This window comes from Roseburia intestinalis L1-82 (assembly GCF_900537995.1).
GTDB lineage: Bacteria > Bacillota > Clostridia > Lachnospirales > Lachnospiraceae > Roseburia > Roseburia intestinalis.
In genome coordinates this window covers 3,294,537-3,309,339 of record NZ_LR027880.1, presented here as the reverse complement: position 1 = coordinate 3,309,339, position 14,803 = coordinate 3,294,537, and the positions used below count along the sequence as shown (strand labels likewise).

Here is a 14,803-nt window from a genome sequence, read left to right as displayed (position 1 = left end):
AAAATGCAGTGGAAACACTGGGATATTTTTCAGAACAGTTAGCAGAAACGTTTCAGGAGATGGGGCATGACACCTATTTTGTGGATTACGATGATCTGGTAAATACGGTAGATGGCATCAGCCGGTTTGCCGTGCCAGAGAAAACGGTACTGTGTACGTTTAATTTTATCGGACTTTCCGGGGAAGAGGTCTTTATCGAAGAGAACGGGCGTTATATCTGGGAAAACCAAGGTATCGCGTGCATCAATATCCTGGTGGATCATCCACTGTATTATCATTCAAAACTGGCAAAGCCTCCGGTGCCGGAAATGCGTGTTTTTTGTATTGACAGAGAACATGTGGCATACATGAAGCGCTTTTACCCGGCATTGCCGGTGGAGTTTCTGCCGCTGGCGGGAAACTGTATCTTAGAGCGGAAAGTACCTTCCCCAATAGAAGGCTGCCATGGGCAAAAACAGAAACATAAAAATATACCGTATCAGAAACGGAAATACGACATCGTATTTACCGGGAACTATACACCGGTGGAACACCTTTACCGGGAAATCGACAGGCAGGGTGCGGAATATCGGACATTTTATTATGAGATTCTGGAGGATATGAAAGCACATCCGGCGGTGTCCATCGACCGGATGTTAGAGGCACATATCAGAAAAGAACTGGGTGCAGTGCCGGATGAGGAGCTTCGCGCGGCGATCGCAGGAATGGTGTTCATCGATATCTGTATGCGGAGTTATTTCCGCGGGGAGATCATAAAATGTCTTGCGGAGCATAAAATCCCGGTACATGTGTTTGGCGCCAACTGGGAGAAATTAGACTGTAGCAGCCATGACTACATTATAAAAAACGGCAGGGAAGTGGATTCTGTGACCTGCGCGGAGGCAATCGCAGATGCAAGGATTTCTTTGAATGTCATGCCATGGTTTAAAGATGGAACGCACGACCGCGTATTTACGGCGATGCTGCAGCATACACTTTCGCTGACCGATGACAGCGGGTATCTGCGTGAGAATTTTACGGACAAAAAAGAACTGGTTTTCTATTCGCTGGAGAAGCGTGAAGAACTGCCTGAACTGGTGAAAAAGCTTTTGGAAAAACCGGAGAAATGTATGGAAATCGCAGAGCGGGGATATGAGAGTGCTGTGCGGGAACATACATGGAAACAGAGGGCAGAAGCAATTTTGATGGATTTGGTAAAATGACCGCTTAACTTGTAATATGTACTCCTTTCACTGGAAGTCCAGTACAAGGTGGATATATTAGGTTTGGGCGGTTATTTTTATAAATAAATATATTAATAAAACTTATAAAATTAAGTAAATAAATTCATGACGCTAATAATTGTAAAAACAGGATCAAAATGATAAGATAAAGAAAAACAGCAAACCGCACACATGAAGGAGGAAATCATGGAGAAAATGTCATTAAAAAATGAACTTTCAGGCAATTCCTATCCTGGAAGAGGAATCATTATCGGAAAATCTGCAGACGGAAAACATGCCATCACTGCTTATTTTATTATGGGCAGAAGTGAGAACAGCAGAAACCGTGTTTTTGTTGAGGATGGAGAGGGAATCCGCACGCAGGCTTTTGATCCTTCCAAACTGACAGATCCGAGCCTGATTATCTATGCACCTGTCCGTGTGCTTGGCAATAAAACGATCGTGACAAACGGAGACCAGACTGACACAATTTACGAACTGATGGATAAACAGCAGACTTTTGAGCAGGCGCTGCGCACAAGAGAATTTGAGCCGGACGCTCCAAACTATACACCGAGAATCTCAGGTATTATGCACATTGAAAACGGAAAATTCAACTACGCAATGTCTATTTTAAAGAGTAACAACGGGGATCCGTCCTCCTGTAACCGTTATACATTTGCCTATGAGAATCCGAAAGCAGGTGAGGCTCATTTTATCCATACTTATATGGGAGATGGCAATCCGCTGCCAAGTTTTGAGGGAGAGCCGGCACCGGTTGCAATCGAGGGCGACATTGATGCGTTCACCTCATTTGTATGGGAAAACTTAAATGAGGACAACAAAGTTTCTTTATTTGTCCGTTATATTGATATTGCGACCGGAGCTTACGAGAGCAGAATCGTCAATAAAAATAAATAATAGGCATCAGGCTTGCAAGATGCGGCAAAGAAGCATGAATTTCACAGATCAATGAGAAATTTAAAGGAGAAATTATGAAAGAATTAGAATTAAAATATGGCTGTAACCCAAATCAGAAACCATCCAGAATCTATATGGAAAACGGTGAACTGCCGATTCAGGTATTGAACGGAAAACCGGGTTATATCAATTTCCTGGACGCATTTAATGGCTGGCAGTTAGTCAGCGAGTTAAAAAAGGCAACCGGACTTCCGGCAGCTACATCTTTTAAGCATGTATCACCGGCCGGTGCTGCAGTGGGACTTCCACTCAGCGATGTGGAGCGTAAGATTTACTGGGTTGACGATATGGATATGGAGTTTACACCGCTTGCAAATGCATATGCGAGAGCAAGAGGCGCAGACCGTATGTCATCTTTTGGTGATTTTATTTCTTTATCTGATGTCTGTGATAAGGCAACTGCAATGATCATCAAGAGAGAAGTTTCCGATGGTGTCATCGCGCCGGGCTACACAGATGAGGCATTAGAGATCTTAAAAGCAAAGAAAAAAGGCAATTATAACGTGATCCAGATCAATCCGGATTATGTGCCGGCACCGATCGAGCACAAAGAAGTATTCGGTATTACCTTTGAGCAGGGAAGAAATGAATTAGTGATTGATGAGCATTTCTTTGACAATGTGGTAACGGACAATAAGGAAATTCCGGATGCTGCAAAAAGAGATCTTGCAATCGCAATGATTACTTTAAAATACACACAGTCCAATTCTGTATGTTATGTCAAAGACGGACAGGCAATCGGTATCGGTGCTGGACAGCAGTCCCGTATCCACTGTACCAGACTTGCAGGCCAGAAGGCAGATAACTGGTGGCTGCGCCAGTCCCCGAAAGTGTTAGGACTGCAGTTCCTCGACAAGATCGGACGTGCTGACAGGGACAATGCGATCGACCTCTATATTGGTGAGGATTACATGGATGTCTTAGCTGACGGTGCATGGGAAAACATCTTTAAGGTAAAACCGGAGGTCTTTACCGCAGAGGAAAAACGTGCATGGTTAGATAAAAACACAAATGTGGCGCTTGGATCTGATGCATTCTTCCCATTTGGGGATAACATCGAGCGTGCACATAAGAGCGGCGTGGCATATGTGGCACAGCCGGGCGGATCTATCCGTGATGATAATGTCATTGAGACCTGTAACAAATACAATATGGCAATGGCATTTACCGGAATCCGTCTGTTCCATCATTGATCAGACACGGATGATTTCTTTGCTGCATTCAGGACAGGAAAAACGATTTTTCGTTTTTCCTGTTTTTTGCTGTTCGTAGAGCTCAGAAGAAAAAATATCCTGTTTCAGCATCTGGTTTGCAGTTCCGTCAAGTGTGCGCAGGGCAGAGGAGAGCTTAGAGATGACAGGTACTTTTGCGGATTTTTTTAAGGCAGAAAGCAGGGCGGAAGCATCTTTGCGGAAACCGAGGATTCGCAGGTAAGGGATGTAATCAGTCTCCTTATATTGCTTCACATCCGTCTGGGTCATCTGAAGGATCAGATGCAGAAGGATCCGGTTCATGCGTGTGTAGGTGATATCGCGGCTCTTGTTTTGTGCACAAAACTGTGTGAAAGAGGAAAAATGATATCTGTTCTTTATTATGCGGTTTGCAATCTCCGGTGTCATATCATAGATATTTTCTAATTCCTTTTTGATGCACGATAAGATCCGGTAGCCAAGAATGGAGGAAAAGTCATCAGCATCCATAAGTCTGCCGGATGTGATCTCCTTTTGAAACAGTGCAAAAGCCGGTTCCGGCATCGAAGATGCAATTTCCGAAAGATGTGGCCGGCTGGAATGAATACTCTGTGAACCGTAATCTGCAGATGAAAAATGGAAAGTATGATTATCCGATGGTGTAACATTAGAAACTGCCGCGCGGATGGCGGAGGCAGAAGCTGTCGGTGTGTTGATCGTGGTATCATGATATCCGCTCCCCGCCCGCGGGATCAGGATTGGAGTCATGGCAGAATTACGCCGTTTCAGTGCCTTTAAATATTCGACCGCGAGGATGTTATTCGGAGTATCTAATATGGAAATGAGGAAATTCATTCCGGTGCTCTTAAAATAATCAGAAAGCGCAGCAGCTCTTGCAGCCGGAAATGCCAGTCCCTTTTTTAAATAAGAAGAAAGCGCAGATCTGTAAATGTCCGGTTCTTCTGCAAGAACACCGGCAATGCTCTTAAGCAGGGGGAGCTGGTCGGATTCTGCTCCAAAGCATATCCCGTCGATACAGCCCATTTTATCAAACAGGGTAACACCTGCCATGGCAAAATCCTCCGCGGAGGAGACTGCCCAGACAGCCGGGAGTTCGATGACAAGATCCGCACCACATAAAAGCGCCATTTCTGCCCTGCAATATTTATCGATGATGGCAGGGGCTCCTCTCTGGACAAAGTCACCGCTCATGGCGATGACGACAAAATCAGCATTTGTTTTTCGTTTTAACTCTGCAATCTGGTAGGCATGTCCGTTGTGGAAAGGGTTGTATTCTGCAATGATTCCGATTGTTTTCATAAGATACTCCATTTCTGACCATTTTTTGAAAATCCTGATTCCATCTGTATCTCAGGTTTGGGCGTAAGCACAGATTCTGCGTGTAACAGCATGATTACAGACTACCATACACAGATTTTTTTCGCAAATGTGAATGTCTGGGATTTGTTAAAAAAATAACGTTAAAATTCTGTCAACCTGTTTTTCATTTTGTACAAAAAATCTCACTTTAAACACCTTGTGCGAACAGAGTTAGAGGCGTATACTAGAGTTATATGCGGTTCGTATCGGTCGGACTGCCCATTTATCATTTATATAAGAAAAGAAAACTGCCATTCGAAAGCAGGCAGGGCATGGGAGGAAAATATGAACGTTTTAGTAGTAAACTGCGGAAGTTCTTCACTGAAATATCAGCTCATCGATTCTGACAGTGAAGCAGTATTAGCAAAAGGACTTTGCGAGAGAATCGGTATTGACGGAAGACTGGTATACCAGAAGACCGGATTAGACAAAGAGATCACAGAAGCAGCAATGCCGACGCACAAACAGGCAATCCAGATGGTACTTGATGCACTGGTAAATGAGAAAACAGGTGCAATCAAGAGTCTTTCCGAGATCGATGCAGTTGGTCACCGTGTTGTACATGGTGGAGAGAAGTTTGCTTCTTCTACCGTTTTAACACCGGAAGTATTAAAAGCAATCGAAGAGTGCAATGACCTTGCACCACTTCACAACCCGGCAAACCTGATCGGTATCGATGCATGTAAAGAACTGATGCCAGACGTACCGATGGTAGGTGTATTTGATACAGCATTCCATCAGACAATGCCAAAGAAAGCATTCCTTTATGGTCTTCCATACGAATACTATGAAAAGTACAAAGTAAGAAGATATGGCTTCCATGGAACCAGCCACAGTTTTGTATCAAAACGTACTGCTGAATTCCTTGGAATGGATCTGAAAAATTCTAAGATCATTGTGGCTCATCTTGGAAATGGTGCTTCTATCAGTGCCGTATTAAATGGTGAGTGTGTAGATACATCCATGGGTCTTACACCTTTAGAGGGACTTGTTATGGGAACACGTTCCGGCGATATTGATCCGGCAATCATGGAGTTCATTGCAAAGAAAGAGAACTTAGATATCGAAGGTGTCATGAATGTTTTGAATAAAAAGTCAGGTGTACAGGGATTATCAAAATTATCAAGTGATTTCCGTGATCTTGAGGCTGCAGCCAATGAAGGAAATGAGCTTGCAATCGGTGCTATCGACGTATTCTGCTACCGTGTTGCAAAATATATCGGTGCATATGTGGCAGCAATGAATGGTGTGGATGCGATTGCATTTACTGCAGGTATCGGAGAAAATACAACGATCGTCAGAGCAAAGGTACTTGAGTATCTTGGATATCTTGGAATTACAGTAGATGCACAGGCAAACGAAGTACACGGAGAGGAAAAAGTGATCTCAACAGCAGATTCCAAAGTAAAAGTCTGTGTGATCCCGACCAACGAGGAGCTTGCAATCGCAAGAGAGACGGTTGCACTTGTAAAATAGGCAAAACAGCGGGTCTTTGAGGTTCATAGACGATGAAAAATAAAAAAACAGGGTTGTCAAGAAAAAATACTTGACAAACCTGTTTTCACTATGTATAATCATTTAGGTGTGAAAAGCCTAGATAAAAGGTTTGATTCACAAAAAAAGATATAGGAGAATGCCGTGATTATAGATATTTCAGACATTTTATCTTGTGAAAACAAGGAAGAAACAAAGCAGGTTCAGATTGAACTTACGTCTTTTATATCAAAGTTAGGGGAATTTCCTATTATCAGTGCAGCACCGATAGAACTGCGTATCGCAAACCGGGAGAACAAGCGGCTGCTTATCCAGGGTGATGTTGATCTGCGAGTGTCGATTCCGTGCAGCCGTTGTCTGGAGGAAGTTCCGACAGATATCCACTTTTCGATTGACAAGGATATCAAATTAGAAGATTCTGTTGTTCATGACGAAGATGTGGAAGATAATGACTACCTGATTGGATTTAATCTGGATATAGATAGACTTATCTATGGAGAGATTTTGGTGAACTGGCCGATGAAAGTTCTGTGCAGGGATGATTGCAAAGGAATTTGCAAGGTGTGCGGAATGAACCTGAACAAAGGGGAATGCAACTGCCAGAGAACAGAACTGGATCCAAGAATGGCAGCAATCCAAGATGTCTTTAACAAATTTAAGGAGGTGTGAGAATATGTCAATTTGTCCAAAGAATAAATCTTCCAAAGGAAGAAGAGATAAAAGAAGAGCAAACTGGAAAATGACTGCTCCGGCATTAGTAAAATGCAGCAAATGTGGAGAGTTAATGATGCCTCATAGAGTATGTAAAAACTGTGGCTCTTACAACAAAAAAGAAATCATCCCTCAGGACTAATCCTTACGGGAAACAGAAAGATCAAGAGTGGAACGATGAGTTTCCTCTTGGTCTTTTTTGTTTCCGCTGAAAAAGTTATAATAATTTCACAAATTACCGGTTGCATAATCGGAGTGAACAGAATAAAATGGTAGAATGATGTTTTAGCAAAGGAGTAGGGCAATGGGAGATATTTTTAATTTGGACAACAAGTTTTTTCAGACACTTGGAAAGGGCGTCGACTGTGTATGCTTAAGCCTGCTGTGGATGATCTGCTGTATACCGCTTGCGTTCGGCATTTATGTGGCATATGTATCAAAAGCGATCATATTAGCACTTCCATGTATCGTACTGGCTGTTCCGGCTGGAATTGCGACAACAGCACTTTATTATGCAGTTAACAAGGTGATCCGTCACAGCAGAGGATACCTGTGGAGTTCTTTCTGGCATTCTTTTAAAACAAATATGAAGCAGGGTGCATTTGTAACGCTTGTCGTGGCAGCAGCGGTTGTTCTGGTAGGACTTGACGGTTATATCATGTATCAGTTTGCAAAAGCGGGTGAAAAATCAGGAGTTCTTTATGTTGTGTTCTTTGTGCTGATGCTTGTGGTCATTGCATGGGCGATTTATGTATTCCCGTATATGGCACGTTTTGAGAATTCGACAAAATTGATCCTTAAAAATTCTGCGCTGATGGCGATCGGCAATCTGCCAAAGACTTTTATGGCACTGATGTTTTTCCTGGCATGCTGTATCGGAACTTATCTTTTGCCGGTTGTAGCAATCATATCACCGGCTTTGGGAATGCTTCTGCTCAACTATATTTTAGAAGGTGTGTTTGAACGCTATATGTCCGATGAAGACCGTGAAGCAGAAAATGAAAGAAATCAGGAATTCTATAACTAATGATATTGTAAATGACAATCGATTTTTTATATTGATTTATAGAAAGAGTTATAGTATATTTCAATATAGACGTGAAGGGAGAGCCCGAAAACGTATCAGAATGGAGAGTAGTTATGCAGCAGAATCAATCACTTGAGATTACCAAAGTTGCCTTAGATGCGATGGGTGGAGATTATGCTCCGGCCGAGCCTGTAAAGGGGGCTGTGGATGCGGTAAATGCGAGAAGTGATATCAAGGTTCTTCTGATCGGTCAGGAGGACGTGGTTCGTAAAGAACTTGAAAAGTACACTTATCCGGCGGAGCAGATCGAGGTTATACATGCTGAGGAAGTTATTGAGACAGCAGAACCGCCGGTAAATGCGATCCGCAAGAAAAAACAGTCATCGATCGTTGTCGGCATGAATATGGTAAAACAAAAAGAAGCAGATGCTTTCGTATCGGCAGGAAGTTCCGGTGCCATATTAGTTGGTGGACAGGTTATCGTAGGCAGAATCAAAGGAATCGAAAGACCACCGTTAGCGCCGCTTATTCCGACGGAAAAAGGTGTGTCGCTTCTGATCGACTGCGGCGCGAATGTGGATGCAAGGGCATCACATCTTGTTCAGTTTGCGAAGATGGGTTCTATTTACATGGAAAATGTACTTGGAATCAAAAATCCGAGAGTGGCGATTGTAAATATCGGTGCGGAGGAAGAAAAGGGAAATGCGCTGGTAAAAGAAACATTTCCACTTCTGAAAGAATGTACGGATATTAATTTTGTGGGCAGTATTGAGGCTCGTGAAATCCCGCATGGAGAGGCAGATGTGATCGTATGTGAAGCATTTGTTGGAAATGTAATTTTAAAGCTGTATGAAGGACTGGCAGGAACGCTTGTCGGAGCAATCAAAAAAGGCATGATGAGCACCTTAAGAAGCAAAATTGGTGCAGCGCTTGCGCTTCCGGCATTAAAGTCAACATTAAAAGCGTTTGATGCTACTCAGTATGGCGGCGCTCCTTTATTAGGACTGAATGGACTTGTGGTAAAGACGCACGGAAGTGCAAAGGCAGTCGAGATTACCAATTCCATTTTTCAATGTGTGACGTTCAAAGAGCAGGACATCAACGGAAAAATCAGAAAAAATATTATAAGTTCAACGGAACAGGAAGGAATGTAAAGTTATGGAATTTGAAAAACTGAAAAAAATCATTGCAGAGGTATTAAACGTGGACGAGGAAGAAATCACAATGGACACCACTTTTGTGGATGACCTTGGAGCAGACTCCCTTGATATTTTTCAGATTATTATGGGAATCGAAGAAGAATTCGACATCGAGATCGCGAATGAGGATGCTGAGCATATCGTGACAGTTGCAGATGCAGTAGAGCAGATCAAGAATGCTTTAAACTAAATAAAAGATGACGTATGCCCTTGTTGAAGACAAAAGGGCGGTGCGCGATGTACCGTCTCTTGTCAGGCAAGGGCTTTTCCGTTATTATATAAGAAAACAGAGTCTTTTTTATATTTTACTGGATACACAGTAAGGTAGAAAAAAGCCCCTGACCAGGAGGATGAAATGTCAAAGTTACAGGAATTGCAGAACAGGATTGGTTATACATTTGAGAAAGAGGGCTTATTGCGTCAGGCACTGACGCACAGTTCCTATGCTAATGAAAAACACATGAAAAAACATTCTGACAATGAGAGACTGGAGTTTTTAGGGGATGCGGTTTTAGAGATCGTATCGAGTGATTTTTTATACCGCAATTATCCGGATCTGCCGGAGGGAGATCTGACAAAACTCCGTGCGAGTATTGTGTGTGAGCCTACACTGGCACTTTGTACCAGAGAGATGGATCTTGGCGATTATCTGCTGCTTGGCAAGGGTGAAAACCAGACAGGTGGAAGAAAACGTAAATCAATTTTATCGGATGCTTTAGAGTCTGTGATTGGAGCTATCTATTTAGATGGTGGTTTTGAACCGGCGAAGAAGTTTATACATAAGTTTATTCTGACAGATATCGAGCACAAAAAGCTGTTTTATGACAGTAAGACCATTTTGCAGGAAGTTGTGCAGGGCAATTATAAAGAGAGTCTGCATTACGAGCTGATTTCAGAAGAAGGACCGGACCATGACAAACAGTTTTCGGTCGAAGCACGGATCGGAGATAAAGTGATCGGCGCAGGAACCGGACACACGAAAAAAGCGGCAGAGCAGGAAGCTGCCTACCAGGCACTTTTGCTTTTGAAACCGAAACTGTAATTATGCGCAAAAGTCAGCGCAAGAATGAGGTTTAGTATGTATCTGAAAAGTATTGAAGTGCAGGGATTTAAATCATTTGCGAACAAGATCGTTTTTGATTTTCATAATGGGATCACTGGAATTGTCGGGCCAAACGGCAGTGGCAAGAGTAATGTCGGGGATGCAGTGCGCTGGGTACTTGGTGAACAGAGCGCCAAGCAGCTGCGTGGTGCCAGTATGCAGGACATTATTTTTGCAGGAACGGAAAACCGTAAACCACTCAGTTATGCTTATGTTGCGATCACACTTGACAATGCGGACCATAAACTGCCGGTGGATTATGAGGAGGTCACGGTTGCGAGGCGCGTGTACCGCTCCGGGGAGAGTGAGTATCTGCTCAACGGCAATACCTGCCGTCTGAAGGATGTGACCGAGCTGTTTTATGATACCGGTATCGGAAAAGAAGGATATTCCATTATCGGACAGGGACAGATTGAGAAAATTTTAAATGGTAAACCCGAGGAGCGGCGTGAGCTTTTTGACGAGGCAGCCGGAATTGTAAAATATAAAAAGCGCAAGGCGACTGCACAGAAAAAGTTAGAAAATGAACGTGAAAATTTAGTTCGTGTCAATGATATCTTAAGCGAGCTGGAACGCCAGGTCGGCCCGTTAGAAAAACAGGCTGAAAAAGCGCGTGTATATTTAAAGAAAAAAGAAGAATTAAAGACATATGACGTCAACATGTTTCTGATGGAGATGACACGCATTGACGGACAGCTTCATGAAGTGGGCGAAAAATGCGGCATTGCGGAAGCACAGTTACATGAGTCAAAAGATTCTTATGAGCAGGTAAAGACAGAATATGAGCGCATGGAATCGGAGATCGAACAGTTAGAACAGGCAATCGGTGAGGTACGCGAAAATTTAAGCGGTTCCACTGTTTTAAAAGGAAAGTTAGAAGGACAGATCAACGTCTTAAAAGAACAGATCCACACGGCAGAAATGACGGACGAGCATTTAAAAGACAGACTTGATTCCATCGAAAAAGACACACAGGATCGCCTTGCGCAGAAAGATGTTTATGGCAGGGAACGAGAGGAACTGTTAGAGGCATTAGCAGGGATTTCGGAGAGAAAGCAGGCTACTGAAAAAGAATTAGATGAGCTGCGCAATGGAATGAAAGAATGCAGTGACGGGATCGAACACGGAAAGAGTGAGATCATCGAACTCCTTAACAACAAGGCATCCGTTAAGGCGAGACAGCAGCGTTTTGATACGATGGCAGAGCAGATCAACATCCGGAAAGCGAAACTGACACAGAGACTTCTTGCCAGAAAGACAGAGGAAGAAGATTTAGACAATGTGCTGGCTGCCTATCAACAGGAATTAGATGATGTCAATGAAACGATCCGTGAGTTAAAGGAATCTGCAGCCGCAATGGAAGAAAAAAACCGTGAGTGGCGTAGAAAATATTCGCAGACGAGCCAGCAGTTAGAGCAGGATGTCACCAGATATCATAAAGAACAGTCCAGGTTAGAGACATTAAAAAACATTGCAGAACGCTATGACGGATATGGAAACAGTATCCGCCGTGTAATGGAACAGAAAGACAGACACAAAGGAATTTTAGGTGTCGTATCAGATCTGATTCAGGTTGAGAAAAAATACGAGGTTGCGATCGAGACTGCGTTAGGCGGAAGTATCCAGAATATTGTCACGGAGGATGAAGAGACAGCAAAGCAGATGATCGCGTATCTGAAGCAGAACCGGTATGGGCGTGCAACATTTCTTCCGCTCACGAGTGTGAATGGCAGCGGCGGGTTTAAGAATCAGGAAGCACTGCGGGAGCGGGGCGTGATCGGACTTGCAAGTACCCTGGTGAAAAATGATGCCAGATATGATGGCGTGACGAATTATCTGCTCGGCAGGGTAGTTGTTGCCGAGACGATCGATGACGCGATTGCTCTGGCAAGAAAATACCGCTATTCATTCCGTATCGTAACGCTAGAGGGCGAATGCTTAAATCCGGGCGGTTCCATGACCGGTGGTGCATTTAAAAATACCAGCAATCTTCTTGCGAGAAGACGTGAGGTAGAAGAACTTGAAACACTTGTTGCTTCTCTGCAGAGTCAGATCAAAGAGTCGAGAGACCGCTTAGAGGATATTAAGACGGCGCAGTCACTGTTAGAAGAAGATATGGAAAGCGGCAAGGAGAAACTGCAGGAACAGTACATTCTTCAGAACACGGCAAAAATGAACTTAGACCGCGCCACAGAGCAGAAAAACGAGAGAGAAACAGTTTTTGCCGGTCTGCATGCGGAGCGGGCAGAGATCGAGGAGCAGCTTGCAGAGCTTGAAAACAATAAAGCGCAGATAGCGGCAGAGATTGAGGCTGCAGCGGTTCGTGAAAAAGAGATCGGACAGGAAAACGAGGACTTCCAGAAACGTTTCGAGGAATATCAGACGAAGGAGAAGGAAGCTGCGGAAACTGTTTCAAAGATTGCTTTAGAGGAAGCCGGTATCCGTCAGAAAGCGGAGTTTGCGCAGTCAAATATTTCGCGTATTCAGAGTGAGATCACAAGATTTTCACAGGACAGGGAAACGCTGATCACGCAGGCAGGAGATGCAAAAGAAGAAGCAAAACAGAAGATGGCAGAGATCGAGGAATTAAAAAAGACGATCCTTGCATCGGATGATACGCATGCTGCTTTCGAACAGCAGTTAAAAGATTATACGCAGAAGAAAGAAGAACTGTCAGCTTCACATAAAGGATTTTTCCGGAAGCGTGAGGAGATATCCAATCAGATCTCGGAACTTGATAAGGAAGTATTCCGTCTGAATAGTCAGCGTGAAAAGCTAAATGATGCGAGAGAATACCAGACCAATTATATGTGGCAGGAATATGAACTGACGCTTCACGCTGCAATGGATCTTCGGGATGATACCTATGACGATCTTTCTACATTAAAGAAAATGATTGCACAGATTAGGGATGAGATCCGAAAGCTCGGTGACGTCAATGTCAATGCGATCGAGGATTATAAGGAGATCTCAGAGCGTTATCAATTTTTAAAAACACAGCATGATGATCTGATCGAAGCAGAGAAAACGTTGATCGGAATCATCGAGGAACTTGATACGGGAATGCGCAAACAGTTCATGGAGAAATTTGCAGAGATTCAGAAACAGTTTGATACCGTATTTAAAGAAATGTTCGGCGGTGGAAAAGGTACACTGGAACTGGTGGAGGATGAGGATATCTTAGAGTGTGGTATCCGTATCATCGCACAGCCTCCTGGAAAGAAGCTGCAGAATATGATGCAGATGTCCGGTGGAGAAAAATCACTGACAGCGATTGCACTGTTATTTGCGATCCAGAACTTAAAGCCTTCACCGTTTTGTCTGTTAGACGAGATCGAGGCGGCACTGGATGATTCAAACGTCACCCGGTTTGCAAAATATCTGCACAAGCTGACGCAGAATACACAGTTTATTGTAATCACACACAGACGAGGTACGATGGCGGCGGCTGACCGTCTCTACGGTATCACGATGCAGGAAAAAGGTGTTTCCACACTGGTTTCCGTAAATCTGATAGAAAATGATTTAGACAAATAATGATTGGAACAAATAAGAAAGGCAGGATGTATGGGCGAAGAAAAAAAAGGATTTTGGAGCCGTCTGGTTTCCGGACTCAGCAAGACAAGAGATAACATTGTATCCGGAATTGATTCGATCTTCAGTGGATTTTCCAGTATTGATGATGATTTTTATGAAGAAATTGAAGAAATTCTGATCATGGGAGATATCGGTGTCAACGCGACCGAAGCGATCATCGAGAATCTCAAAGAAAAAGTAAAAGAAAATAAGATCAAGGATCCGGCAGAGTGCAAGGAACTTCTGATCAACAGCATCAAAGAGCAGATGGATGTTGGAGAGACTGCATACCGTTTTGAAAATGAAAAATCTGTGGTACTTGTCATCGGAGTAAACGGTGTCGGTAAGACGACTTCTGTTGGAAAACTGGCTGGAAAGCTAAAAGACCAGGGCAAAAAGGTTGTCCTTGCAGCGGCTGATACATTCCGTGCAGCAGCAGGAGATCAGCTGTTAGAATGGGCAAACCGTGCAGGTGTTGAGATGATCGGCGGACAGGAAGGTGCAGATCCGGCATCGATCGTATATGATGCGGTCGCAGCAGCAAAAGCAAGAAATGCGGATGTACTGCTCTGTGATACGGCAGGACGTCTTCATAATAAGAAGAATCTTATGGAAGAGTTGAAAAAGATCAACCGTATTCTTGAAAAAGAATATCCGGATGCATACCGCGAAACTCTTGTCGTATTAGATGCAACGACAGGTCAGAACGCACTTGCACAGGCGAGACAATTTTCAGAAGTGGCAGAGATCACAGGTATCATTCTAACAAAGATGGACGGAACGGCAAAAGGCGGTATTGCGGTTGCAATCCACTCCGAACTTGGAATTCCGGTCAAATATATCGGTGTCGGAGAGACCATCGAGGATTTACAGAAGTTTGATTCTAATGAATTTGTAAACGCACTTTTTGATATCAAAGATCAGGCAGAACAATAAACAGA

13 protein-coding genes are annotated in these 14,803 nt (G+C 43.5%); 12 read left to right on the top strand and 1 reads right to left on the bottom strand.

Going from position 1 to position 14,803, the window contains the following annotated elements; genetic code table 11:
* The first annotated feature begins 8 nt into the window (after window positions 1-8).
* From RIL182_RS15615 to RIL182_RS15605, 3 genes are all read left to right on the top strand, one after another.
* Complete coding sequence (locus tag RIL182_RS15615; RefSeq protein ID WP_243128700.1) at window positions 9-1,202, top strand: glycosyltransferase family protein; 1,194 nt, start codon at window positions 9-11, stop codon at window positions 1,200-1,202.
* A gap of 207 nt (window positions 1,203-1,409) precedes the next feature.
* Entirely contained in the window at window positions 1,410-2,123 is a 714-nt protein-coding gene (locus tag RIL182_RS15610; RefSeq protein WP_015559910.1) for an IMP cyclohydrolase, read from the top strand.
* Between the two features lie 47 nt (window positions 2,124-2,170).
* Complete coding sequence (locus RIL182_RS15605; protein WP_260048031.1) at window positions 2,171-3,376, top strand: phosphoribosylaminoimidazolecarboxamide formyltransferase; 1,206 nt, start codon at window positions 2,171-2,173, stop codon at window positions 3,374-3,376.
* Here the strand turns inward: RIL182_RS15605 and RIL182_RS15600 are convergent, their stop codons facing one another.
* Entirely contained in the window at window positions 3,377-4,693 is a 1,317-nt protein-coding gene (locus RIL182_RS15600; protein WP_134523406.1) for a nucleotidyltransferase, read from the bottom strand.
* A 345-nt stretch (window positions 4,694-5,038) separates the two neighbouring features.
* Between RIL182_RS15600 and RIL182_RS15595 the strand changes: the two genes are divergently transcribed.
* The 9 genes from RIL182_RS15595 to ftsY all read left to right on the top strand — a co-directional run bounded on the left by RIL182_RS15595 (window position 5,039) and on the right by ftsY (window position 14,798).
* On the top strand, window positions 5,039-6,229 hold the full coding sequence (locus RIL182_RS15595; protein WP_006858548.1) for an acetate kinase: 1,191 nt from the start codon (window positions 5,039-5,041) through the stop codon (window positions 6,227-6,229).
* Between the two features lie 162 nt (window positions 6,230-6,391).
* The gene (locus RIL182_RS15590) at window positions 6,392-6,916 is read left to right on the top strand and encodes a YceD family protein (RefSeq protein WP_006858547.1); all 525 of its coding nucleotides are present in this window, start codon (window positions 6,392-6,394) and stop codon (window positions 6,914-6,916) included.
* Between the two features lie 4 nt (window positions 6,917-6,920).
* The gene (gene rpmF / locus RIL182_RS15585; RefSeq protein ID WP_006858546.1) at window positions 6,921-7,100 is read left to right on the top strand and encodes a 50S ribosomal protein L32; all 180 of its coding nucleotides are present in this window, start codon (window positions 6,921-6,923) and stop codon (window positions 7,098-7,100) included.
* Between the two features lie 162 nt (window positions 7,101-7,262).
* On the top strand, window positions 7,263-7,985 hold the full coding sequence (locus RIL182_RS15580; RefSeq protein ID WP_006858545.1) for a YesL family protein: 723 nt from the start codon (window positions 7,263-7,265) through the stop codon (window positions 7,983-7,985).
* Window positions 7,986-8,098: 113 nt separating this feature from the next.
* The gene (gene plsX / locus RIL182_RS15575; protein ID WP_015521280.1) at window positions 8,099-9,139 is read left to right on the top strand and encodes a phosphate acyltransferase PlsX; all 1,041 of its coding nucleotides are present in this window, start codon (window positions 8,099-8,101) and stop codon (window positions 9,137-9,139) included.
* Between the two features lie 4 nt (window positions 9,140-9,143).
* A complete protein-coding gene (gene acpP, locus RIL182_RS15570; protein ID WP_006858544.1) occupies window positions 9,144-9,374 on the top strand; it encodes an acyl carrier protein in 231 nt (76 codons plus the stop codon).
* Window positions 9,375-9,539: 165 nt separating this feature from the next.
* The gene (gene rnc, locus RIL182_RS15565) at window positions 9,540-10,226 is read left to right on the top strand and encodes a ribonuclease III (RefSeq protein WP_006858543.1); all 687 of its coding nucleotides are present in this window, start codon (window positions 9,540-9,542) and stop codon (window positions 10,224-10,226) included.
* Window positions 10,227-10,262: 36 nt separating this feature from the next.
* Entirely contained in the window at window positions 10,263-13,823 is a 3,561-nt protein-coding gene (smc, locus tag RIL182_RS15560) for a chromosome segregation protein SMC (protein ID WP_044999445.1), read from the top strand.
* A 30-nt stretch (window positions 13,824-13,853) separates the two neighbouring features.
* Complete coding sequence (gene ftsY, locus RIL182_RS15555) at window positions 13,854-14,798, top strand: signal recognition particle-docking protein FtsY (protein ID WP_006858542.1); 945 nt, start codon at window positions 13,854-13,856, stop codon at window positions 14,796-14,798.
* Window positions 14,799-14,803 lie beyond the last annotated feature (5 nt).